The organism is Lactiplantibacillus fabifermentans DSM 21115, from assembly GCF_000498955.2.
In the GTDB taxonomy this organism is placed as follows: domain Bacteria; phylum Bacillota; class Bacilli; order Lactobacillales; family Lactobacillaceae; genus Lactiplantibacillus; species Lactiplantibacillus fabifermentans.
In genome coordinates this window covers 1-22,800 of sequence record NZ_AYGX02000116.1, presented here as the reverse complement: position 1 = coordinate 22,800, position 22,800 = coordinate 1, and the positions used below count along the sequence as shown (strand labels likewise).

The 22,800-nt window shown below is 45.5% G+C and carries 19 protein-coding genes and 1 other annotated feature; of the genes, 18 read left to right on the top strand and 1 reads right to left on the bottom strand.

What is annotated here, in order from left to right; genetic code table 11:
• Positions 1 to 27: 27 nt before the first annotated feature.
• Positions 28 to 241, top strand: a binding site (T-box leader).
• A gap of 214 nt (positions 242 to 455) precedes the next feature.
• The 13 genes from ileS to DY78_RS10395 all read left to right on the top strand — a co-directional run bounded on the left by ileS (position 456) and on the right by DY78_RS10395 (position 14,896).
• Positions 456 to 3,254: an isoleucine--tRNA ligase gene (gene ileS, locus DY78_RS10455; protein ID WP_024625014.1), complete on the top strand. Its 2,799-nt coding sequence runs from the start codon at positions 456 to 458 to the stop codon at positions 3,252 to 3,254.
• A 252-nt stretch (positions 3,255 to 3,506) separates the two neighbouring features.
• Positions 3,507 to 4,505 carry a diaminopimelate epimerase gene (gene dapF / locus DY78_RS10450; RefSeq protein WP_024625013.1) on the top strand — a complete coding sequence of 333 codons (999 nt, stop codon included), beginning with the start codon at positions 3,507 to 3,509 and terminating at the stop codon, positions 4,503 to 4,505.
• Between the two features lie 149 nt (positions 4,506 to 4,654).
• Positions 4,655 to 5,203 (top strand): NUDIX hydrolase, encoded by a 549-nt coding sequence (locus DY78_RS10445; protein WP_024625012.1) that lies wholly within the window; start codon positions 4,655 to 4,657, stop codon positions 5,201 to 5,203.
• A gap of 4 nt (positions 5,204 to 5,207) precedes the next feature.
• Entirely contained in the window at positions 5,208 to 5,474 is a 267-nt protein-coding gene (locus DY78_RS10440) for a hypothetical protein (RefSeq protein WP_024625011.1), read from the top strand.
• 18 nt (positions 5,475 to 5,492) lie between these two features.
• Entirely contained in the window at positions 5,493 to 6,188 is a 696-nt protein-coding gene (locus DY78_RS10435) for a 5'-methylthioadenosine/adenosylhomocysteine nucleosidase (protein WP_024625010.1), read from the top strand.
• 31 nt (positions 6,189 to 6,219) lie between these two features.
• Positions 6,220 to 7,371 carry a cysteine desulfurase family protein gene (locus DY78_RS10430; protein ID WP_024625009.1) on the top strand — a complete coding sequence of 384 codons (1,152 nt, stop codon included), beginning with the start codon at positions 6,220 to 6,222 and terminating at the stop codon, positions 7,369 to 7,371.
• A 21-nt stretch (positions 7,372 to 7,392) separates the two neighbouring features.
• Positions 7,393 to 7,734 (top strand): DUF1831 domain-containing protein, encoded by a 342-nt coding sequence (locus DY78_RS10425; protein WP_024625008.1) that lies wholly within the window; start codon positions 7,393 to 7,395, stop codon positions 7,732 to 7,734.
• 134 nt (positions 7,735 to 7,868) lie between these two features.
• Positions 7,869 to 8,993 (top strand): tRNA 2-thiouridine(34) synthase MnmA, encoded by a 1,125-nt coding sequence (mnmA, locus tag DY78_RS10420; RefSeq protein ID WP_024625007.1) that lies wholly within the window; start codon positions 7,869 to 7,871, stop codon positions 8,991 to 8,993.
• A gap of 189 nt (positions 8,994 to 9,182) precedes the next feature.
• Positions 9,183 to 10,535 (top strand): TrkH family potassium uptake protein, encoded by a 1,353-nt coding sequence (locus tag DY78_RS10415; protein WP_024625006.1) that lies wholly within the window; start codon positions 9,183 to 9,185, stop codon positions 10,533 to 10,535.
• Positions 10,536 to 10,547: 12 nt separating this feature from the next.
• Entirely contained in the window at positions 10,548 to 11,210 is a 663-nt protein-coding gene (locus DY78_RS10410) for a potassium channel family protein (protein WP_024625005.1), read from the top strand.
• A 478-nt stretch (positions 11,211 to 11,688) separates the two neighbouring features.
• Entirely contained in the window at positions 11,689 to 12,420 is a 732-nt protein-coding gene (locus DY78_RS10405) for a WxL domain-containing protein (RefSeq protein ID WP_024625004.1), read from the top strand.
• A gap of 52 nt (positions 12,421 to 12,472) precedes the next feature.
• A complete protein-coding gene (locus DY78_RS10400) occupies positions 12,473 to 13,510 on the top strand; it encodes a WxLIP family cell surface protein (protein ID WP_024625003.1) in 1,038 nt (345 codons plus the stop codon).
• A gap of 6 nt (positions 13,511 to 13,516) precedes the next feature.
• Positions 13,517 to 14,896: an Ig-like domain-containing protein gene (locus tag DY78_RS10395; protein ID WP_235810665.1), complete on the top strand. Its 1,380-nt coding sequence runs from the start codon at positions 13,517 to 13,519 to the stop codon at positions 14,894 to 14,896.
• Between the two features lie 104 nt (positions 14,897 to 15,000).
• On the opposite strand, the gene DY78_RS10390 is transcribed toward DY78_RS10395, so the two are convergent.
• Positions 15,001 to 15,279 carry a hypothetical protein gene (locus tag DY78_RS10390; RefSeq protein ID WP_156404120.1) on the bottom strand — a complete coding sequence of 93 codons (279 nt, stop codon included), beginning with the start codon at positions 15,277 to 15,279 and terminating at the stop codon, positions 15,001 to 15,003.
• A gap of 450 nt (positions 15,280 to 15,729) precedes the next feature.
• Here DY78_RS10390 and DY78_RS10385 point away from each other — a divergent pair, with 450 nt between their 5' ends.
• From DY78_RS10385 to DY78_RS10365, 5 genes are all read left to right on the top strand, one after another.
• Positions 15,730 to 16,395 (top strand): histidine phosphatase family protein, encoded by a 666-nt coding sequence (locus tag DY78_RS10385; protein ID WP_024625002.1) that lies wholly within the window; start codon positions 15,730 to 15,732, stop codon positions 16,393 to 16,395.
• A 14-nt stretch (positions 16,396 to 16,409) separates the two neighbouring features.
• Positions 16,410 to 17,099 carry a tetratricopeptide repeat protein gene (locus DY78_RS10380; RefSeq protein ID WP_024625001.1) on the top strand — a complete coding sequence of 230 codons (690 nt, stop codon included), beginning with the start codon at positions 16,410 to 16,412 and terminating at the stop codon, positions 17,097 to 17,099.
• Positions 17,100 to 17,116: 17 nt separating this feature from the next.
• Positions 17,117 to 19,633, top strand: coding sequence for an SF1B family DNA helicase RecD2 (recD2, locus tag DY78_RS10375; RefSeq protein ID WP_024625000.1), 2,517 nt, complete (start codon positions 17,117 to 17,119; stop codon positions 19,631 to 19,633).
• A gap of 115 nt (positions 19,634 to 19,748) precedes the next feature.
• Positions 19,749 to 20,714 carry a ribose-phosphate diphosphokinase gene (locus DY78_RS10370; protein WP_024624999.1) on the top strand — a complete coding sequence of 322 codons (966 nt, stop codon included), beginning with the start codon at positions 19,749 to 19,751 and terminating at the stop codon, positions 20,712 to 20,714.
• Positions 20,715 to 21,100: 386 nt separating this feature from the next.
• Positions 21,101 to 22,639: a C40 family peptidase gene (locus DY78_RS10365; protein WP_024624998.1), complete on the top strand. Its 1,539-nt coding sequence runs from the start codon at positions 21,101 to 21,103 to the stop codon at positions 22,637 to 22,639.
• Positions 22,640 to 22,800 lie beyond the last annotated feature (161 nt).

The following is a 22,800-nucleotide window of genomic DNA, read 5'->3' as shown; positions in this document are numbered from 1 at the left end:
TAAAATCAAAGGTACAATTTAATTTTAATTAATGTTTTGAGGAGAATAGCAAACCAAGATTTTAAACGCATAGAGAGCCGATGATAGTGCAAATTCGGTCGTCCCTAAAATCTTGGCAGATCATCTCCGAATGTTGACCTGAAAACGAGTAAGGTCGACCGGTTCATGACCGTTAACCATGCTATGAGAGAATCTAAACAATTCTAAAATTGGGTGGTACCACGATAACTTCGTCCCTTGCCAGGGACGGAGTTTTTTTTGTATCCTGAATTTTTTATTGATTTGGTAAAAAAGCTAATTGTAATTGTGATTTGATTGAGTTCAAGTGAGTAGGTGACTTGCCAGTTGGTGTTAGAAACGTTATCAAATAGCGGCGACGGACTGGCGAGAATGTCGCAATCTTGCGAAGCTTGATTGTCAAAATTACATAGGCAAAATTTATAAGGAGTGATCAAATGCGCGTTAAAGAAACGCTTAATCTCGGTAAAACCAAGTTTAAAATGCGTGGTAATTTACCAGTTAAAGAAGCCGAACGCCAAAATGTTTGGGCTGAAAACAAAGTCTACGAACACCGTCAAAAATTAAATGAAGGTAAACCAACGTTTATCTTACATGATGGGCCTCCTTATGCGAATGGTGATATTCATATGGGGCATGCGTTAAATAAAATCACTAAAGATTTTATCGTGCGTTACAAATCAATGAATGGTTTCCGCGCTCCTTACGTCCCTGGTTGGGATACGCACGGTTTACCAATCGAACAAAAGTTACAACAAGCGGGCTATGACCGTAAAAAGATGTCAACTAATGAATTTCGTGAACTTTGTCGCGAATATGCGTTGAAGCAAGTTGATCGTCAACGTGAAGAATTCAAACGATTAGGCGTTTCCGGTGAATGGGACAACCCATATTTAACTTTGAAACCTGAATTTGAAGCCGCTCAAATCCGAGTATTTGGGGCGTTTGCTAAACGTCATTTGATTTATCGTGGTCAAAAACCAGTGTTTTGGTCATGGTCATCAGAATCTGCTTTAGCAGAAGCTGAAGTTGAATATCACGATGTGACGTCACCATCAGCATTTTACGGTGAAAAAGTTGTCGATGGTAAAGGTGTCTTAGATGACGACACTTATATGGTCGTTTGGACGACCACCCCATGGACGATTCCTGCTTCAGAAGGGATTACCATTGACGCCGGCTTTGATTACGCCGTGGTACAACATGCTGGTGATGATCACAAGTATGTGTTGGCAGCTGAATTAGTTGACGAAAATGCTGAACGTTTCGGTTGGGAAGATGTCAAAGTCTTGAAGACCGTTAAAGGGGCCGACTTAGACCGAGTCGTTGCCCAACATCCATTCGATGCTGACCGCAAGTTAGTCGTCATGCTAGGTGACTTCGTGACGTTGGATGCCGGGACTGGGTTAGTGCATACAGCGCCTGGTTATGGTGAAGATGACTACCGTATCGGTATGAAGTATGACTTGCCAGTCTTTGCACCGGTTGATGACAAAGGCTATTTAACGGCTGAAGCGGGTGCTGATTTTGCTGGGGTGTTCTATGAAGATGCTAACCAAATCTCACTGGATAAATTAAAAGATGCTGGTTTATTATTGAAGTACATGCCATACGAACATAGTTATCCATTTGACTGGCGGACGAAGAAGCCGATTATCTTCCGGGCGACGCCACAATGGTTTGCTTCTGTTGGTGATATGCGTGATGAAATCTTGCATGCCATTGACGATGTGCAATTTTTCCCAGAATGGGGCCAAAAACGGCTGCATAATATGATTCGTGACCGTGGCGACTGGGTCATTTCACGGCAACGGGTCTGGGGTGTTCCGTTACCAATCTTCTATGCGGAAGATGGGACGGCCATCATGACCGAAGAAACCATCAATCATGTGGCAGACTTATTTGGTCAATATGGTTCAAATGTTTGGTTTGAACGTGAAGCTAAAGACTTGTTGCCAGCTGGCTTTTCGAGTGAACATTCACCAAATGGCACGTTTACTAAAGAAAATGACATCATGGATGTTTGGTTTGATTCTGGGTCATCACATCAAGGCGTATTAGCTGAACGTGATTACTTGGACTATCCTGCTGACCTTTACTTGGAAGGCTCTGACCAATATCGTGGTTGGTTCAACTCAAGTTTAATTACGAGTGTGGCCGTTTCCGGGCATGCGCCTTACAAGCAAGTCTTGTCACAAGGTTTTACCTTGGATAACCAAGGTCGTAAGATGAGTAAGTCATTAGGTAACACGATTGCGCCGGCGGAAGTCATCAAACAAATGGGGGCCGAAATTGTCCGCCTCTGGGTCTCATCAGTTGATACCAGCTCCGATGTCCGCGTTTCAATGGAAAGCTTCAAGCAAGTTGCCGACGGTTATAAGAAGTTCCGGAATACGATGCGGTTCTTATTAGCAAATACGACGGACTTTGAACCGAACGAAAATCGGGTCGCTTACGATGACATGGCCACGGTTGACCAATACATGGAAGTGCGTTTAAACAGTTTTATCGCGGAAGTTAAAGATCATTATGACCATTATGACTTCTTAGATATTTACAAGAAGTTATTGAACTTCTTGACGGTTGATTTATCAAACTTCTATTTGGATATTGCGAAAGATATCATGTACATTGACGGTGAAGATAGTCTTTCACGGCGGTCAATGCAAACAGTCTTCTATGATGTCTTAGTTTCAATGACGAAGCTATTTACACCAATGTTGCCACATACGACCGAAGAAATTTGGCCATTCTTGAAGGAACCGGAAGAATTTGCGCAATTAACCGAAATGCCAACGGCGCAAACTTTTGCCAATGCTGACGAGTTAAATGGTCATTGGGGTCAATTCATGGACTTACGTTCAGACGTTTTGAAGGCGTTGGAAGAAGCCCGCGATGCGAAGTTAATCGGTAAATCTTTGGAAGCTCATTTAGACTTATATGTCGATGATGCGACCCAAAGTATGTTGGACAGTTTGGATACGAATGTGCGGCAAATGTTAATGGTTTCAGCCTTAGATATGCACGCTTTGAGCGATGCACCGGCTGATGCTGAAACTTTCCGTGACAGTGTGGCGATTAAAGTAAGTCATGCTGAAGGGGACGTTTGTGACCGTTGTCGGATGACGAAGACTGACGTTGGTAGTGATAATGCTTACCCAATGTTATGTGCGCGTTGTGCGGAAATTGTCCGGACGAACTATCCAGAATCAGTTGAAACTGGTTTAGAAGCATAAAGTTAATTACGAAGAGTCGGAATTTAGGTTCCGGCTCTTTTTGTATGTGCTGGCGGGGGCGTAGTTAGAATATAGCACACCTTTTGGAACAAATGTTCGCATTTACAATAAAATAACAAACTTTATCAAAACGATACAAAGCAGCGGTAAATGATGGCAGCGCTTTATTTAAACCTACTAATTGAATTATTGCTTAAAAGTAAGTATGATAGTGAAGTAGCTAAAAACAGACAATAAATAGATGGGATGCTGATGGCAGTGAAAATGATCAAGGTGCACGGCTCTGGTAATGATTTTTACTTACTAGACCAAACGCAATTTCCTGAACCATTGAATGATCAGGATTTGCAACAACTGGCAATTAACATTTGTAAACGTGACGGCGCCGGCTTATATGAAGGAGCCGATGGGGTCTTAGTCGTTGATAAATCTGAACATCCCCAAGTACTTGGACGGATGCGGGTAATTAACGCGGATGGAACCGAAGCTAGCATGTGCGGTAACGGTTTGCGGACGGTGGCCCGTTATTTGGGCACCCAAAACAGTCAAGAAGCGTTCCGTGTGCAAACGATGTACGCTGACTTGAAAGTTCAAGCAGTGGCTGACTTTGCAAAACAAGTGCCCGCTTTCAGCGTCGAAATTTCACCAGTATCATTTGATGCGCAAACGTTAGGCATGCACGCTAATCATGATGCGACGACGATTATTAATGAAAAAATCCCCGCCTTATCAGCTGATTTGAAATTCTCAGCAGTGGCGGTACCGAATCCCCATTTGATTGCGTTTGTTGACCATGACACATTGGTGGGCCCTGAATTGGGGCGCATTGGTAAGTGGATGAATGACGGACAAAATGATATCTTCCCGGATGGCGTCAACGTCAGCTTCGTGGAAGTCTTGGGTAAAAACTCAATTTTTGTACGGACCTTTGAACGTGGTGTCGGCTTCACGAATGCTTGTGGGACCGCCATGTCCGCTTCTTCGTTGATGTATGTCTTATTGCATCAAGAAAGTACTGATTTTAATCAAGAAATTCATGTTAAGAATCCTGGTGGGATGGTCAAGACGGTCGTTCATCAAGGTGCTGATGAAGAGTATTGGATGGAATTAATTGGGAATGCCACGTTTGTTAAAATCGTGATGATTCCATTAAGCGATGCTTTAGCTGACGATTTCAGTCAAGCTAGTGCGACGGTGACTGGTGAACAATCAGCGTATGAAGATTTTGTTGCCACATTGACAACAGCTTAAAGAATGAGGTTGCTGGGTGGTCGGTTACGACTAGCCAGCCTTTTTTTTATAATTCGGATAAATCTGGCCATTTTGCCGAACGAAAATTGCATTCAAGCCTGAAAATCGGTATCCTTATTTAGAAAGCAGGTAAGCAGGAGGTCTCGTAGATGGATTTTAAAGAACATGTTGAATCACGGCAAACCGTTTATCAAGGTGAGTTAGTTCAAGTTGAAAAACAACAAGTCGTTTTACCTGATCAAACGGCGGCAACGCGTGAAATTGTCCATCATCAACCCGCGATTGCGGTCTTGATGATTACGGCTGATCACCAAATGATTTTGGAACAGCAATGGCGGGCGGCGACTAATGGCCTAACGCTAGAAATTCCGGCGGGGAAGGTTGAAGCCGGTGAGTCGATGCGGGCGGCCGCGGTACGTGAACTCAACGAAGAAACGCGGTTAGTGGCCGACTCGTTGACGCAATTGGCGCAGTTTTATACGTCACCGGGTTTTACTGATGAATTCATGACCCTCTATGTTGCAACTGGTTTAACACCGGTCAATCAAGCCTTACCTCAAGATGCCGATGAATTAATTAATATCGTTAAAATGGATTTAGCGACCGCGGTCGCCGAAGTACAAGCCGGCCAGATTCAAGATGCCAAAACGGTTATGGCGATTTGGTATTGGCAAAGTCACCCAACGTTAGGAGCGTGAGTAAATGGCTGATGAAGATCGCATGACCCGCCAGCAGTATCGGCAACAACAGACGCAACCGGAACCCGAAGCGGAACCAATGGATGACCAACCGGTTGATGACACTGAGGATGCTAGTGGTTCAGCGTCACGCCGGGCATATGCCGCCGAAAATAACCGCGCAATTGAAGAAGTTAAAACGAAGCGGTTGGCGCGCAAGCTCAATTGGGTTATTTTAGGCCTCGTCTTAGCAATTGTGGTCGTCTTTTTAATCTTGTTTTTTACCCCTTAAGGAAAGTAGGATATGTTAATGAAATTTGGAATTATTTGTGCCATGGAAGAAGAACTTAAAACGTTGCGGGACGCCTTACAAGGTGAACAAGTGCATCCAATTAAGGATATTACTTTTTACGATGGGACAATTGATGGTCAAGCAGTCGTTTTAGTACAATCCGGAATTGGTAAAGTCCAAGCTGGTATGACGACGGCCTTGATGATTACGAATTTTGATGTTGATGTGGTCATCAATTCTGGTTCCGCTGGCGGAATCGGCGAAGGGTTATCAGTCGGTGATGTGGTCGTGGCCACTAAGACGGCTTACCATGATGTTGATGCCACGGCTTTTGACTATGAATATGGGCAATTGCCACAACAACCATTGTATTATGAAACGGATGCTAATTGGGTCAAACAAATTATTGCGGCCGCAGAAGCGACGGGCTTAAATGCCAAAACTGGTTTGATTGTGTCTGGCGATCAATTCATTGCCAGCCAAGCGCAAATTAAGCAAATTTTGACGCATTTCCCAGATGCGATGTCTAGTGAAATGGAAGGGGCCGCAATTGGTCAAGCTTGTCATCAATTCAACACGCCATACGTGGTTATTCGGGCGATGTCTGATGTTGGTGATGAAGATGCCGGCGTGACCTTTGATGAATTCATTTTAGAAGCCGGTAAGAAGTCGGCGGCAATGTTATTAGCGTTATTTGCTGCTCAAAATAAGTAATATAATTGATTTAGAAGGAAGAATTTAGATTATGAAGCAAGTGTACCTTGATAATGCGGCGACTACTCCGATGGCGGAGTCGGTGGTCAACGAAATGATGGACAAGATGACCAATACGTTTGGCAATGCGTCGAGCACCCATGCGTTTGGGCGGGCGGCCCGTGAAGTATTAGATGATAGTCGGCACGTGATTGCCCAAAGTATTAATGCGCATGACGATGATATTGTGTTTACTAGTGGTGGGACGGAAGGCGATAATACCGCCATCATGCAAACCGCGCTGGCCCGTCAATCACTTGGCAAACATATTATTACGACGGCAGTTGAACACCAAGCAATTTTGAAGCCGTTAGCTGCTTTGGAGAAACAAGGCTTCGAAGTCACTTATTTACCCGTCGATGAACATGGGGATATTAGTCTCGCTGATTTTAAAGCGGCTTTACGGCCAGATACTATCTTAGTATCGGTCATGATGGGGAATAATGAAGTCGGTTCCCGCATGCCGATTCACGAAATTGGTGAAATCTTAAAAGACCATCAAGCTTGGCTTCATACCGATGCCGTCCAAGCGTATGGGTTACTGGATATTGATGTCGAACGGGACCACATTGACCTGTTGTCCACATCGGCTCATAAAATTAATGGCCCCAAGTTCATTGGCTTCTTATATAAGCGTAATGGGGTTAATTTCCCAAGCTTTGTTAAGGGTGGCGAACAAGAGGACAAACGCCGGGCAGGGACGGAAAACGTGCCGGCCATTGCGGGTTTTGCCACGGCAGTTAGTGAATTAACCACTGCTGAAAAGGCACATCGCCAAGCGAAGTATCATGAATTCAAACAATATGTTGTTGACCAATTAACGGCTAACGGCGTGGATTTTGAAGTCAACGGTTCGTTGGGCACTGATAATCTACAACATGTGTTGAACTTGTGGATCAAAGGCATCTCCACTTATACGATGCAAACGAATTTGGATTTAGGTGGCGTGGCGGTTTCCGGTGGTTCCGCATGTACGGCGGGGAGTTTGGAACCCTCACATGTGTTAATCGCGATGTTTGGCGAAGATTCACCACGAATTAGCGAATCAATTCGGTTGAGCTTTGGCCGTTACACGACGAAGGCCGATTTAGACCAATTCGTGGCGGTATTAACTAAGACGGTCAACCGATTATTAAAAAAGTAATTTAAAAGGAGGCGCGGCAGCATGGCATTTACCGCGACAGTACAATTAGCCGGCGATACGAAAACGTACGCCTTAAGTGACAATGTTAAGAAGTATACTTTGATGGATTTAGGATTTGTGAAGGGGAAGTCGGGGGCGTTTAGTTTTGAACGTTCGTTAGACCCGACTAGTCCATATCAAGCTGCCTTCAAATTGAAAGTGACGGTTAACGCCGATTTAACGGGTTACAAAATGACGACAGTCACGGGGAATGGCATGCAACGTGCGGACATTTTTAAGAACGATGCCCATCCAGAAGCCGTGGAACAATTGCGGTTTATCTTGGCTAATTTCATTGAACGGGAAGTCTTGACCGAGGTTTAATTTTACGTGGGGTAGTAATACGGAACGCCTGGCTTGCAGCCGGCGTTTTCTTTGTTATAATGGAAAGTACTGGATTTGTACGACCTTCAAATCGTGGATTCTCCAGAATCTTTTGGAAATGATGGTGAAAAAGTATGACTGATCACAGTAACACGCGTGTCGTTGTCGGCATGAGTGGTGGTGTTGATTCATCCGTTGTTGCGTTGCTCTTGAAGCAGCAAGGTTACGACGTGGTGGGTGTCTTTATGAAGAACTGGGACGATACGGACGAAAATGGTGTTTGTACCGCGACCGAAGATTATAAAGACGTGGCCAAAGTCGCTGATAAAATTGGGATTCCTTACTACTCAATTAACTTTGAGAAGGAATATTGGGATCGGGTCTTTACGTATTTCTTAGACGAATACAAGAAGGGCCGGACGCCTAACCCGGATGTTATTTGTAATAAGGAAATCAAGTTCAAAGCATTCTTAGATTACGCTTTAGACTTGGGTGCCGATTACATTGCGACTGGGCACTATGCGCGTTTGCAGCATGACGAAGATGGGACCATGCATCTATTGCGTGGGGTTGACAGTAACAAGGACCAAACTTACTTCTTGAGTCAGCTAGATTCTAAGACCTTACAAAAGGTCATGTTCCCATTGGGTGAGATGGTTAAGCCGGATGTCCGTAAGTTAGCGATGAACGCGGGCTTAGCGACGGCTGAAAAGAAGGATTCCGTGGGGATTTGCTTTATCGGCGAAAAGAACTTCCACGAATTCTTGGGCCATTACTTACCCGCAACTCCTGGTAAGATGATGACTTTTGATGGCGATGTCAAAGGTGAGCATGCTGGCTTAATGTATTATACAATCGGTCAGCGTCGGGGCTTAGGTATCGGTGGTGACGGTGAGGACAATCAGCCATGGTTTGTGGTTGGTAAAGACTTGAAGAAGAATATCTTGTATGTTGGCAAGGGGTATCATAATCCGCATTTGTATGCCACATATCTCGAGGCTTCAGACTTACACTTTGTGACTAACGAGGACTTAGGTAATGATTTCCACGTTACCGCCAAGTTCCGTTACCGGCAAAAGGATTCCGGCGTGACCGTGCACTTCAATGAGGATCGGACGAAGGTCAAAGTGACATTTGATGATCCCGTTCGCGCCATCACCCCTGGACAAGCTGTCGTCTTTTATAATGGCGAGGAATGCTTAGGCTCTGGGATGATTGATGCCGCTTATAATGACGAGCGGGTCTTACAGTACATCTAATTTGCTAGACGACTAATTAGTCCAGCGTGTAAGCAATAATTAAACAATTCAATGGCACGAGTTAATCAAGCAGATTAACTCGTGCTTTTTTTAATGGCTAGCCATAGTTTTTTTATTAATTCAACCTTGCTTTTCCGCTAGGGGTTGCTTAAGCTAAAGAAAGAATATTGGATTTAGGAACGGGAGCTTATGCAGAGATTACGACAAATTAAATTTTTAGATACCTTGTCGAAAAAAATGGTGGCCGGCTTTTTAGTGCTGATCGTCATTGGAACGTTTTTACTAGGTATGCCCGCCGCGGCGAATAATGGTCAACCAACCGCTTTGATTGACGTTGTCTTTACTGCGGCTTCGGCAACTTGTATTACCGGATTAACGGTTGTGAATACGGCTGAACATTGGTCAACCTTTGGCCAGGTGGTTATTTTAGCGTTGTCCGAAGTGGGCGCGTTAGGGTATATGACTTTTGCAGTGCTGTTATCAAATATTATGCGCCGCAATATGGGGTTGTCGACTCAATTAATGGTCAAGGAATCTTTGAATTTAGAAAATTTAAATGATACTAAAAGTGTGATGCGGTACGTCATTGGTCTATCCGTCTTATTTCAAGCCGGGGGGTTAGCCTTATTGGCAGTGGACTTTGTGCCCCGGTTCGGCTGGCAACGCGGATTATACGTTTCGCTATATCAGGCAGTCATGTCGTTTTGTAACGCCGGATTTGATGTGTTTGGCGACAGTTTACGGAGCTTTCGCAGTGATAACTACGTGTTGATCGTGACGATGGTCCTAATCGTGGCTGGGGGCTTAGGCTTCTTAGTTTGGCGGGATTTATTGTTGTTCCATGAACGACATCGGTTGACGTTGAACTCCAAGTTAACGTTGCTGACGACGATTAGTTTATTTATTATCGGCTTTTTCGTGTTACTAGTAACGGAACGCAACTTGCAGTGGTTGCCAAAAGGGACGTCATTGTTCAACCGCACTGTGAATAGTTTGTTCTTGAGTGTAACGCCACGAACGGCCGGGTTAGTGACGATCCCGACTGAACAGCTGCATGCCGGGAGTTTGCTGATTATTATGATTTTAATGTTTGTCGGTGGGACGCCCGGGTCAACGGCTGGTGGGATTAAAACGACGACTTTCGGGGTACTGATGTTTCAAAGTATTGCGCAGTTGCGTGGTCGCCAAGATGTCGAATTCAGCCATCGTCGGTTTAGCCAATCAAATATCAGTAAAGCTTTGTTACTCGTCTTTTTGGCCAGCATTGTCATTACGGTCGCAACTTTGATTTTGACACAAACCGAGGCGATTCCAAAAGGTTTTGGGTTGGAATACGTGGTTTTTGAGGTTTTATCGGCTTTTGGGACGGTTGGCTTGAGCCTAGGGTTAACGCCACATTTAACGGTCATTGGAAAAATCGTCATTATGTTATTGATGTTTATCGGCCGAGTCGGAATTTTCACGTCGTTATACTCATTATCAAAACGGCAAACAAAAGTGAACTTGATTCGCTATCCAGAAGAAAACATTTTAATTGGTTAGGAGTTACCCAAAATGAAAAAGAGTTTTGCGGTGTTTGGCCTCGGTCGGTTCGGTGAAAGTGTGGTACGGACCTTAGTTGCGTCACACCAAGATGTCTTAGTGGTTGACATTAAAGAAGAACCCGTCAACGAACTAATGGATGTGGCCACCCAGACATTGATTGCGGATACTCGGGACGAAAATGTCTTGCGAGATTTAAATATTGATAGTTTTGATTACGTGATCATTGGCATTGGCAATAACATGGAAGCTAGTATTTTAACGACCATGTTGTCCAAGGAACAGGGGGCCAAAAAAGTGATTGCCAAAGCGGAAACGAGTGATCAAGGTCGGGTGCTCGAACGAGTCGGGGCCGATCAAGTCGTCTTTCCGGAACGTGATATGGGTCATAGTATCGTCCGAAAATTATTATCGAATCACATTTTAAACTTTATTGATTTGAGTGATGAGTATACGTTAGCCGCGATTGAAGTGACTGATCCGACGTTCATCAATCAAAATTTGATTGATTTGGACTTGCGGCAGCGTTTTGGCCTCACGGTAATTGCCATCAAACACGCACATGATATTAATGTGTCACCAAAACCGACCGATATGTTGGCGCTACACGATGTCGTCACTGTCGTCGGTCCCATTAAGGGCGTTGAAAAATTAGATGAAGCGCTCAAAAAATAGTTGGTCATTGAATGGTTATCAATCTGCAGTTGTGGGCTTCGGATGGGGTTGCTAATCTAAAAAGCGGCCAGGTTCTAGCCAAAAAGGCCACTCGATTAGGAACAATCTCACTTTAACTGGTATTGCTTAATGACACCTATTAGTTGCACAACACGACCAAGGAGCCGTCACAACAAAAATTGTGGCGGCTCCTTGGTCGTCTCTTAGGGTAGCTGGAGGTCAGCAGTAATGACAGTCGTCGTGCAGGTGGGGTTAGTACCGTAGTCGTTAGTTAGACTACGGTTATTTGGTTCGGTTCGGAAAGCTAATTAATGAAAAGTTTGAGTAAACGGTTACTAGCAAAGCATGCTAAGCTTTGGACGGTGTCAGAGAGTAAGGGATGGTGATTATGTCTTCACGAAAAAATAAATTGCCAAGAGTTAGGCATTAAATAATGAGTCACAATGTAAGCAGGTTTTGAGAAATGGAGGAGTGAATCATGCGTACATTGAATTTAAAAAGTGGTCTTGCAAGTGGCGTTGCAGTTGCCGCGTTAGCCTTGTTTCCGTTAGCAGTGGCGGCGGCTGGTCCGGGGACCGCAACTAGTAATTTAACGAATGTCACAGATGGTTATGCCGCTGATAGTACGAGCACCGCCGAAGCCCAAACTACGGCCCAATTTGTCGTTGCCCCAGGGAGCTTAACTTTAAACTCGGTGCCAAATATTGCGTTAAGTAATACTAACGTCAAAGATATCGCCACAGCGGCAACGACATTACCACTTTCAAGTAGTAGTACCGTGACTGGGGCGACGACTTATGATGGTGACGGCAATGGGACGTTGACTGTCAATGATTATCGGGGGAGTCATGCTGGCTGGACGTTGACAGTTGGGATGGGTCCATTTAGTTCTGGATCGAGTACGGTCTCGAGTGCCACGTTGAATTTAGTGACGAGTAAGCCGACAACTGATAACGCATCTACAAGTGCGCCAGTCGCTTTGAATATTCCACAATCAACAGTGACTAGCGGCTGGATTACTAACCCGCAAACGTTATGGGCGGCAGCGGCTAATACTGGTGAAGGTCAAAATACTGCTAGCACAACGGAAGCAAGTTCGTTAGCAGTTGCTAAGCAACCTTTAATTAGTGCTGGCACGTATTCGGCCACGTTATATTGGGCATTACAAAATGCGCCAACTGCGGCACCAGCCAGCACGACCACACCTTAGTCAATTGGAAAACTTTAGTTAATGTTGGTTGATAGTCTGAGGGGGCTTAACGATGAAAAAGAAAATTTGGTCATGGTTATTTTTAGGCCTAAGTTTATTTGTCATAGGACTATTGCGCGCGCCGCGAGTTATTTCAGCAGCTGCACAACCACCAGTGGCCAATTTCATTGTGACGCAGCTACTTCCTAAAAACCAACTTAGCAGTAAGGATAGTTACTTTAATTTAAAAGTAACCCCCGGGAGCACCCAAATCTTAAAAATTGCCGTCAGTAATCCCAGTACGACGCCGCGGACCCTCAAAATAAGTCCAGTGAATGCGACGACGGCGGATGTCGGTAGTGCTGAATATGTGCCGTCTGATCGTAGTGATCCCTCCGCAACCACGACTTTTACCAAAATGACGTCGCCCGCGGTCACCATTTCATTAGCGGCTAAACAAGGTAAGACGATTACGTTTAAGACGACGATTCCCAAGAATGGCTTTAAAGGGGAAGTGTTAGGGGCCTTATTTGTCACTGATCTACAAAAAATTAGTAAGTCAACCAACGGCAAACAAACCTTTAAGATGGAAAATCGTTACGCCGAGTCCACGGCGGTGGCACTATGGTGTGATCCTAAAACGCCAATTCCCGTGAACTTGCAATTAACAAACGTAACGGTTACGACTAATAACGGCCTGCCTGCCGTGCATGCAAAAATTCGTAATCTGGCGCCAATCTTATTTGGAGACTTACAGATCAAATCTCAAGTCATGGCGCAAGCAACCGGCAAAACGGTCACTACGCAGACTTTAAAATCTGGTTCGGTTGCCCCCAATAGTTGGTTTAATTATGGTATCAGTTTAGGTGATCACAATTTGTCGGCCGGTCGATATACCCTCAAGATGCAGCTGACGAGTGGTCAACGTCATTGGCACTTTACCCGACAATTTACGTTGACTGCCCCCAAAGCGCAACAGCATAATCAGCAGCTTCCCAAACATCATGCGGGAACCAATTGGTGGCTGTGGGGCAGTTTAGCGGCCATCTTGGTTATTGCAATTAGTGGTGGTGCGTACTGGCTCGGTCGTCGACGGACACGTCAGGAGTGAGTGGTGATGTGGCGACGAATTCGATGGTGGTTAATTTTAAGTGTGAGCTTATTGATTGGCGGATGGGCCGGCGCAGTTGGTGGTCAAGCTGCCAGCAGCGCACCCCAAACGCCGAGTTCGGCCCCTAGTTCCATCCTAGGCGTCAATATTGCTGGTGGCTTCACGCAGCAACCCATTGACACCAATGTGGTGAGTGGCCAAACAGTTAACTTATCGGCTAACGCCACTCGGAGTGCGATTGAAACGGCCGCTAGCTTAGGAACCGTGGCCCGTCGATATGTTTGGTGGGAATCAACTGATGGTGGTAAGACGTATAGCATCGTGCAAACGAGTGGCAATACGACGGCCAGCAACGTGTATTCCTTTACGGCACCAAGCGTCTCGACCCCCACGCAATTAAAGTTCCAAGTGCAATACCGGTATACGGGGCTGCTATTTTACAGTGATTATTGGTCACAAATTGCGACCGTGACAGTACAACCGCAACGAGTCGCGGCTACCGGTTTGAAAGTAACGGCTGACCAGTCTACGTTGAATAATGGTGAAACTACGACGGTCCATGCTGATGTTACCCCTAGTGATGCGACCGATGCGGTGACTTGGACTAGTAGTAATCCGAGTTTGGCTACGGTTGACGCTTATGGCAATGTGACTGCCACGTCAGCCGCGAGCACTACTGATGGTAAAGCTGACGATCATGGAACTGTAACGATTACTGGGTCAGTCAATGGTCAGAGTAGCACGACGACGCTGACCATTGGGGCGTTACAAGATGTGACGGTTGTTGAAGGTACGCCCGCCACGTTTACATTGGCTGAGGTGCCGAGTGCGATGACTGTAACGAATTGGTATCGTGTTAAGGATGGTAGTGTGACTGCTCTGAATACGACTGCCGATAGTTATACGATCAAAATGCCAACCAATGCCGATGATGACAACACTTCCTATTTTGCTAAGCTGAGCTACACCGGCAACGGCAATACGCAAAGTGTTACGACGAATGCCGCTTTATTGACGGTCAAAAAGGGCGGTGATCTAACGCTCAATAGCACGCCAAACTTTAACTTTGGTCAGACCAATTTGGCGGCCTTAGCACAAGGCGTCACGTTAGGAACCGATAATCAAACAGTGTCGGCAAACAACACATTTGATGGTAACAATACTGGTCAATTACAAGTGACTGATCAGCGGACGGTCGGCAGTAATTGGACGATTTACTTAACTGTAAGTCCGTTTACTTTGGCTCAGCAAACGGCCATGCCGATTAATGATGCGCAACTGCACGTGATTGATGCGGCCGGGGATGTTAATCAAACGGTACTGCCACTAATGCGGCAGTACCGTTATTTACGTCGACAGGATTTGAGAGTAAGCGTTTTGATTTGAATGCGAGTCAATTACAGCTGGGTGCTAGCCCCAAAGCTAGCGATGGGACGTATCAAAGTACGTTGACTTGGACTTTGTCGGCCGTACCCGCACCGTAATGTGACTCAGAAGAGTTTGGGACTAAATCCCAAACTCTTTTTGCATCTCTGGATTTTTATGGTCGAAACGTGGCACAAAAGGGGTCTTTTCAAAGATTGGTGAAACTGGAATTGCCGTTGTGAGTCATCAGCAATTCCAGTAGCCGTGGCGACCGGTTCGAGCCAAAAAGCGGTCTCGAACATCACTTTGAAGCTCGGCCCAACCCACCAATCTTCAAAGATGCCGGTGGCGTTAGTTCGGCCAAAAGCATGCCGAACTAACACCACTTGCACGGCAACTTCCATTGCTGCTGAATCACAACTAAGTGGAGCTTGCCATAAGAAAACGCGGTAAACCGTCAACGTGGAGATTAATTGGTTTATCAGTGACTTGGTTGTGTCAGTTATCCTAGTAGTACGTAAGTTCAATTCCAGGAGGCTCTTTCAAAGGTGCCATTTTATATGAGTGATGATGAGTCGTTAGTTATAGATTCACCAATGTATGGAGAGACCCCACAAAAGACGGCTTCCTCCGCTTAGCTACGAAAGACAAACGATTGAAAACCCACAAGCATTTGTCTTTCTAGGCAATGCTCGGTCGCAGCCCGCCTTTTGTGCGACGCTTTTGCGTGGTCCGAGTTAACATAATTTTGATTTAACCTAGTTGCTTGGTTTTTTGAAAACTCGCCGAAAAACTGGCATAATAGGAAGTAATACTTAACGGTCGGCGTGCGACCAAGATGAGGAAGTAATCTTTTGACAAAATTGTTATTCATTCGCCATGGAAAAACGGCCTGGAACCTAGAAGGGCGTTACCAAGGGTCGCAAGGTGATTCACCATTGTTACCAGCTAGTTATGATGAGATTCATCAATTAGCGGCTGCATTACAAGATATTCATTTTAGCCATATTTATGCGAGCCCCTTGAAACGGGCACGGGATACCGCCATGACGTTACGGCAAGATTTGACCCAGCCGGAGTTACCCGTGACGATTTTGAGCCGCTTACGCGAATTTAACTTGGGTAAAATGGAAGGGATGGCTTTTACCGATGTGCAAACTCAGTTTCCAACGGAGTTTGACGCTTTTCGGAATCATCCGGACCAATATGATCCCACGGCCATTCAAGGCGAGAGCTTTCAGCAGTTAATCAAACGGATGACCCCGGCTATCCAGCAAATTGTGGCGGCTAATCCGCATCGCGATGACAATGTGGTTATTGTCAGTCATGGCGCTGCTTTAAATGCGTTGGTCAATTCGCTACTCGGTGCCAGTCTGGCAACCTTGCGTGATCGGGGCGGTTTATCGAATACGAGCACCACGATTTTAGAAACTCGTGATCGTGGAAAGCATTTTAAACTGTTATTATGGAATGATACGTCTTATTTATCACGGGAACCTGATCCCACAGATACCATTTAGAGAAGAGGGGCAACATGAGTACAGAAAATTCACGGCCAAGTAAGGCTGAACAACAAGCCCTAGTGCATCAATTAGTGACTAAGATTGATGCCCAACCGGAAGATTATCACGCTTATTATGATTTGATTGTTTTGCTAACTGCTGGCCAAGACTTTGAACAGGCAGAGGCTTTGGCAATGAAGGCATTAGGAAAATTTGAGCCCCAACCCGCGGCCGCAGATTTGATGCGTTACGCGTTGGGCAATGTCTACTATCAAGCGCAGGCCTACGATAAGGCGTTACCATTTTATCAACAAATTACTGATACCAAGTTGAAGGGTGACGCGTATTTGATGATGGCGCAATCGTTGATGGCTCAGCAAGATTATCAGCACGCCTTAGTCTATGCCATTACGGCCCAGGAACAACAACCGGCGTTGGTTGATGCGAATTTGTTAGTCGCAGACATTTTACTTGCATTGGGCAATAACGCACAAGCATACGATTATTATCAAAAAGTTATTCAACTGGATGACCAACAAGGACCGGCTTATTTTAAGGCGGGTTTAACCGCCATGGTTATCGGTAAACCATATGCCGACTTATTTGCCAAGGCTGAAAAAGTGGATGCCAAGTATTTTAAAGCCCATCAACAACAGTTAACGGAAATTGAAAAAACGCTGCAAGCGCAACGACCAGATCAGTCGGATGCGTCACAAAATTAAGGTTAGGAGGCCATCACGTGGCGACGGAACAGTCTAATTTATTACCGCCAGATTTTGACGGTCAAACGACCACTCACTTCATTGTTGGGAAAGTCGCGGCCGTTTTTTTCAGCAGTGCCGATAGTTTTTATAAAGTATTGTTAGTCAAAGTAAGCGAACAAAATATTGACTGGTCGGAAGACGAAATCGTCGTAACGGGGAGCTTCGCTGACATCCAAGAGGAAGCCACGTACCGCTTTACCGGCAAGACGGTCCGCCATCCTAAGTATGGGACCCAGTTTCAGGCGGATAACTATCAAAACGAAACGCCCACCACGCGTAGTGGCCTGATTGCTTACTTATCCGGCGATGATTTTCCGGGATTAGGTAAGCGCACGGCGAAACGAATCGTGGAAACTTTGGGCGAAGACGCCATTGATAAGATTATTGCGGACCCGAAAATCTTAAAACCAATCGGCTTACGGGCCAGTGTGGAACAAACGTTGATTGATACATTACGCGTAAATAACGGGCTTGAGCAAACCATTATCGGGCTCAATGCGTTTGGTTTTGGGAGTCGTTTAGCGGCAAGTATTTATGCGCGCTATCAAGGCGATACCTTAGATGTCATTCATGAAAATCCTTATAAGTTAGTGGAGGACATCAAAGGTGTCGGTTTTAAGAAGGCCGATCAAATTGCGGCCCAGTTGAATGTTGACCCGCAAGCCGATAGTCGCTTACGAGCCGCCTTACTTACGCAAATCAATGAAACGTGTGCCCAAAATGGTGACACGTATACGACGGCCCAACCGCTGTTAGATGCCACTTTGAAATTATTAGAAACGGCGCGCAATGTGGCCATTGATCCGCAAAAACTCGCTGACCAACTCGTGACGCTGGCCCACGAAAATAAAATCGTGGGTGATGAGAATCGAATTTACTTACGTAGCTTGTATGAAGCCGAATGGGGCATCGCTGAACATCTGAAACGGCTACATGAAGCAGATAATGATGGTAATTTAACTGAGAAAAACGTTGACCGGGCGATTGAACATGTCGCTAAAGCTAGCAATCTCACGTATGACGACTCGCAAACGCAAGCGCTCAAGTCGGCGATTACGTCGCACTTGTTCCTGTTGACCGGGGGACCAGGGACCGGGAAAACGACGATTATTCGCGGTCTCGTGGCGTTGTTTGCCGAATTGCATGACGTTTCACTCGACTTAAATCAATATAAAGATAAAACTTTTCCAATCTTATTGGCTGCGCCAACGGGACGGGCGGCCAAACGGATGGCTGAAACGACCGGTTTGCCAGCTAGTACGATTCATCGGTTGCTCGGTTTAACGGGCCGTGAAGATGGCCCGGAAACACCCACTAAAGATTTAGAGGGCGGAATTTTAATTATCGATGAAATGTCGATGGTCGATACCAGTCTGTTTGAAATGTTATTGCAGGCGGTTCCTAGCCACATGCAAGTGATCTTAGTCGGTGATAAGGACCAATTACCATCAGTCGGGGCTGGCCAAGTCTTTCACGACTTATTGCAGAGCCCCAGTTTGCCACAGATTGAGTTAACGACGATTTATCGACAAGACGATAGTTCGAGTATTATTCCGTTGGCGCATGCGATTAAAGATGGCCGGTTGCCGGATGATTTTGCGGTCAACCAAAAAGATCGGTCATTTATTGCTTGTAGTGCTTACCAAGTGAATCATTTGGTGGAGCAAATTGTTGGTAAGGCCAAGTCCAAGGGGTTCAGTGCCGACCAAGTGCAAATCTTAGCGCCGATGTACCGGGGTGCCGCTGGTATCGACAAGTTAAATACGACCGTCCAAAATATCTTTAATCCGCGTAAGTCGGCTCGGCAAAAGCAATTGAGTTTTAATGGGCAAGATTTTCGGGTCGGTGATAAAGTGCTACATCTCGTCAATTCGCCAGAAGATAATGTCTTTAACGGTGATATTGGCAAGATTGTGGGCATTGATCTGGCCAATGATCCGCATAATAAAGAGAAAAAAGACCAAATGACGATTGCGTTTGAGCAAAATGAAGTCACCTATCAACGTCGCGATTGGAATCGCATTACGCTCGCCTATAGTATGTCGATTCATAAGGCGCAAGGGAGCCAGTTTAAGATGGTGATTTTGCCAATGGTGACGCAGTTTTCGCGGATGTTACAACGGAATTTGTTGTATACTGCGGTGACACGCGCCGAACAAATGTTGATTTTACTCGGCGATGTCGAAGCATTCGAACGCTCCGTTACGAACGAATCGGTCAATCGTTTGACGACGTTAACCAAGCGGCTCCAACAAGTCTTTGACGATGAGACTGCGACGCCAGGGGTGCCGACTCAGCCGACGACGGCCCCGACGCCCACCTCTGAAACGGCCCCGGCAACCGCTGAGACACCGGTTGCCCCCGTCAGCGCCGCAACCGCGCAGTCGGTGCCAGATTATTTGACCCCGGCATTAGCTCAAGGCGGCCAAGTTGACCCGATGATTGGCATGGATGGTGTTAGTCCGTATGATTTCATGCCCCAAGCAACGTAGGTTGGCTCAAATGGTAGCAGCAAGTAAATATAAATTAATCGGTTTTAACTGGTTTTAGACTTGGATACTGCTATAATTAGGGTATATGTCATGAAACTATTTTATGGAGGGCGTTATGTCTAAAGATGAATCTTATGCCAAACTGAAATTATTTGCCTTAAATTCTAATTTGCCATTGGCGAAAAAGATCTCAGAACGGGTTGGCATCCCGTTAGGTAAAAGTTCGGTGAAACGGTTCAGCGATGGTGAAATTCAAATCAACATCGAGGAAAGTATTCGGGGTGCTGAAGTTTTCGTCGTGCAATCAATCTCTGATCCCGTCAATGATACTATTTTGGAATTGTTGATTATGATTGATGCGTTGCGGCGGGCTAGTGCAAGCGAAATTAATGTGGTCATTCCTTATTACGGTTACTCACGTCAAGATCGCAAAGCGCGCTCACGCGAACCAATCACGGCCAAATTAATTGCGACCTTATTAGAAAAAGATCGGGCGACACGAATTTTGACGATTGATTTACATGCCGCACAGATTCAAGGCTTCTTCGATATTCCCGTTGATCACTTGTTAGCCGCGCCAATCTTGGCGAGTTATTTCAAGGATCGCGGCATTACCGATAACTTAGTTGTGGTTTCACCAGACCATGCCGGTGTATCACGTGCGCGGAAGATGGCCGAGTTATTAGGGGCACCGATTGCGATTATTGATAATCGCCATCCCGATGATGATGATATGGTGCCGAATAGTATTATCGGTGATGTTAAAGGTCATATCGCCATTGTCATTGATGACATGATTGATACGGGGACGCGGTTTGATGTTTCTGCTAGTGCGTTGAAGCAGGCCGGGGCCGCGAAGGTTTATGGTTGTGCAACGCATGCTATCTTGTCACAAGATGCGGCCGAAAAGTTGCAAGCTTCAGATTTGGAAAAAGTTATTGTGACCGATACGATTCAAATTCCAGCGGCAAAACAATTTGAAAAATTGGTTCAGTTGTCGGTAGGCCCATTACTTGGTGATGCGATCAAGTTGGTTCACGAACAACAACCAGTCGATGGCTTATTTGATCCTAAATTATAAATTAACGAAAACAGGGATTGCTTAGTTGCAAAACCTGTTTTTTTTGTCAGGTCATGCCTTAATTATTTCGGGGCGTCAAAAGCAAACCATGTCAACGTTTTCAACTTGCAAACAGTTGGTTGAGATATCGTTGAGTTGGGTGTCTGTGACTTCATAAAACAACCGAAACAACGGCATTTTGCGTGTTTTCAGTTCGTACAACTAATTTTTAAAATAAACGAACTGTTTTACAAAAAAATAAGTGATTCTAGTTTGTATTTTTCTAAATTGTGCTACAATAAAATTATGATTTGTAAAAGGTGTTAAGTTTTCGTTAAAGAATCGCTAAACACCCGTGTTTTTTAATTTAGGGAAGAAATCCAGAATTTGCTTAAGGAGTGAAGTTAATGTCACAAGCACATACAACGGGCAAGGTCCTAGCCGGTACGGTTGGTGCCGTTGGTTTATTGCTTGCCACAGGACAAGCTGCCAATGCGGCTTCAGTTACCGTAAAGTCAACTGATACGGTCTGGAGCCTCGCTCAGCAACATGGTGTTTCCGTTAAGAGTATTGAAAAGTTAAATAAAATTCAGGCACTTGATGAAAATACCGATTTAATTTATGTCGGTCAAAAGTTACAAATTAGTGGAAAATCGAGCCAGTCATCTACGACCAAGAGTAATAACGGTACATACACCGTTAAAGCTGGCGATACATTGTGGGCCCTAGCTGACAAGTATAATACTTCGGTACATGCCCTTCAAAAGCTTAACGGGTTATCAGGGGACTTAATTGTGGTTGGGCAAGCGCTCAAGGTACCAAGCACGACTGCTAAGACTACCAAAGCCACCACTACTAGTGCAAAGACGGTTGCTAAAGCCGCTGCAAGTGATACGACGACCGCCGTTTCATCAACTAGCAGTTCCGCAACCACGTCAACTGCCGCATCATCAAGTAATGATACGGCGACAACTAATGCTACTAGCAATAGTAGTAGTGCCAGCTCGAAAACTGCGTCAAGTAGTCAAGCAAGTGCATCAAGTTCAGTAGTTGTCAGCTCAACTAGTAGCAGTGCTGCCACTAGTGAAAGTTCATCGACTGCTAGCTCAGTGGCTAGTGCCAGCTCTAACAGTACTAGTGCTGCCACTAGCAGCAGCTCGACCACTAGTGCCAGTTCCGTAAGCTCTAGCAGTGCCGCTTCAAGCTCGGCTAGTGTCAGTGCTGCCAGTGCTTCATCAAGTGAAGCTACTAGCAGTAGTAGTACTGAAAAGGTAACGGCAACGGTTTATAAGGCTGCCGCTAGCAGCAGTAGTGCGGCTAGTCAAAGCAGTTCAACTGCCACCTCAAGCAGCTCAACTGCCACTAGTTCAACCGCCACTAGCAGTAGTAGCGCGGCTAGCCAAAGCAGCTCAACGGCTACCTCAAGTAGCAGTACGGCAACTAGTACTAGTTCAGCGGCTACCAGTTCTGCAGCCACTAGTAGCACGACTTCAGCAGCAATCTCATCAGCTTCAACTGCTAGCTCAACGGCCGAAACGACGAATTCTTCGTCATCAACGACTACTAGTTCTAGCGATTTAGCGACGGGTTCTGTGACGGGCTTAGCGGTTAAATTAGCCAGTGCTAATATTCCGTACGTCTGGGGCGGTGCTAGCCTTTCTGGGATGGACTGTTCAGGATTAGTCCAATACGTCTACTTGCATGCTGCGGGCATCTCATTGCCACACAGCACGGTTGGTCAAGAATCTTATGTCTCGATTCACTCGGTAGCCGATGCGCAACCTGGTGACATCTTGTTCTGGGGTTCACGTGGTGCGAGTTATCATGATGCCATCTATCTTGGTAACAACCAATTCGTCGCCGCACCAACTGAAGGCGAAAATGTTAAGGTACAGTCATTTACTTCTGACTTTATGCCTAGTTTTGCCGGAACGGTTAATCAATAATTAAAGTGATTTAATAAAAGACAGCCAGCTTCCTACCGTCACGGTGGGCTAGCCACGGCTGTCTTTTGCTTTCGGAATAATTTTTTTAATTTTATGATTTATTCTTAAGTGGTAGATTGTAAAATTAATCCGAACGCTGTTCGGACAAAAAAGATCAGCTT

Coding starts and splice junctions, on each gene's coding strand:
- DY78_RS10430 (WP_024625009.1), top strand. CDS start 6,220: ATGAAGCAAGTGTACCTTGATAATGCGGCGACTACTCCGATGGCGGAG.
- DY78_RS10410 (WP_024625005.1), top strand. CDS start 10,548: ATGAAAAAGAGTTTTGCGGTGTTTGGCCTCGGTCGGTTCGGTGAAAGT.
- DY78_RS10405 (WP_024625004.1), top strand. CDS start 11,689: ATGCGTACATTGAATTTAAAAAGTGGTCTTGCAAGTGGCGTTGCAGTT.
- DY78_RS10390 (WP_156404120.1), bottom strand. CDS start 15,279: ATGGAAGTTGCCGTGCAAGTGGTGTTAGTTCGGCATGCTTTTGGCCGA.
- DY78_RS10425 (WP_024625008.1), top strand. CDS start 7,393: ATGGCATTTACCGCGACAGTACAATTAGCCGGCGATACGAAAACGTAC.
- DY78_RS10370 (WP_024624999.1), top strand. CDS start 19,749: ATGTCTAAAGATGAATCTTATGCCAAACTGAAATTATTTGCCTTAAAT.
- DY78_RS10415 (WP_024625006.1), top strand. CDS start 9,183: ATGCAGAGATTACGACAAATTAAATTTTTAGATACCTTGTCGAAAAAA.
- dapF (WP_024625013.1), top strand. CDS start 3,507: ATGGCAGTGAAAATGATCAAGGTGCACGGCTCTGGTAATGATTTTTAC.
- DY78_RS10445 (WP_024625012.1), top strand. CDS start 4,655: ATGGATTTTAAAGAACATGTTGAATCACGGCAAACCGTTTATCAAGGT.
- DY78_RS10365 (WP_024624998.1), top strand. CDS start 21,101: ATGTCACAAGCACATACAACGGGCAAGGTCCTAGCCGGTACGGTTGGT.
- mnmA (WP_024625007.1), top strand. CDS start 7,869: ATGACTGATCACAGTAACACGCGTGTCGTTGTCGGCATGAGTGGTGGT.
- DY78_RS10400 (WP_024625003.1), top strand. CDS start 12,473: ATGAAAAAGAAAATTTGGTCATGGTTATTTTTAGGCCTAAGTTTATTT.
- DY78_RS10435 (WP_024625010.1), top strand. CDS start 5,493: ATGAAATTTGGAATTATTTGTGCCATGGAAGAAGAACTTAAAACGTTG.
- DY78_RS10380 (WP_024625001.1), top strand. CDS start 16,410: ATGAGTACAGAAAATTCACGGCCAAGTAAGGCTGAACAACAAGCCCTA.
- DY78_RS10395 (WP_235810665.1), top strand. CDS start 13,517: ATGTGGCGACGAATTCGATGGTGGTTAATTTTAAGTGTGAGCTTATTG.
- ileS (WP_024625014.1), top strand. CDS start 456: ATGCGCGTTAAAGAAACGCTTAATCTCGGTAAAACCAAGTTTAAAATG.
- DY78_RS10440 (WP_024625011.1), top strand. CDS start 5,208: ATGGCTGATGAAGATCGCATGACCCGCCAGCAGTATCGGCAACAACAG.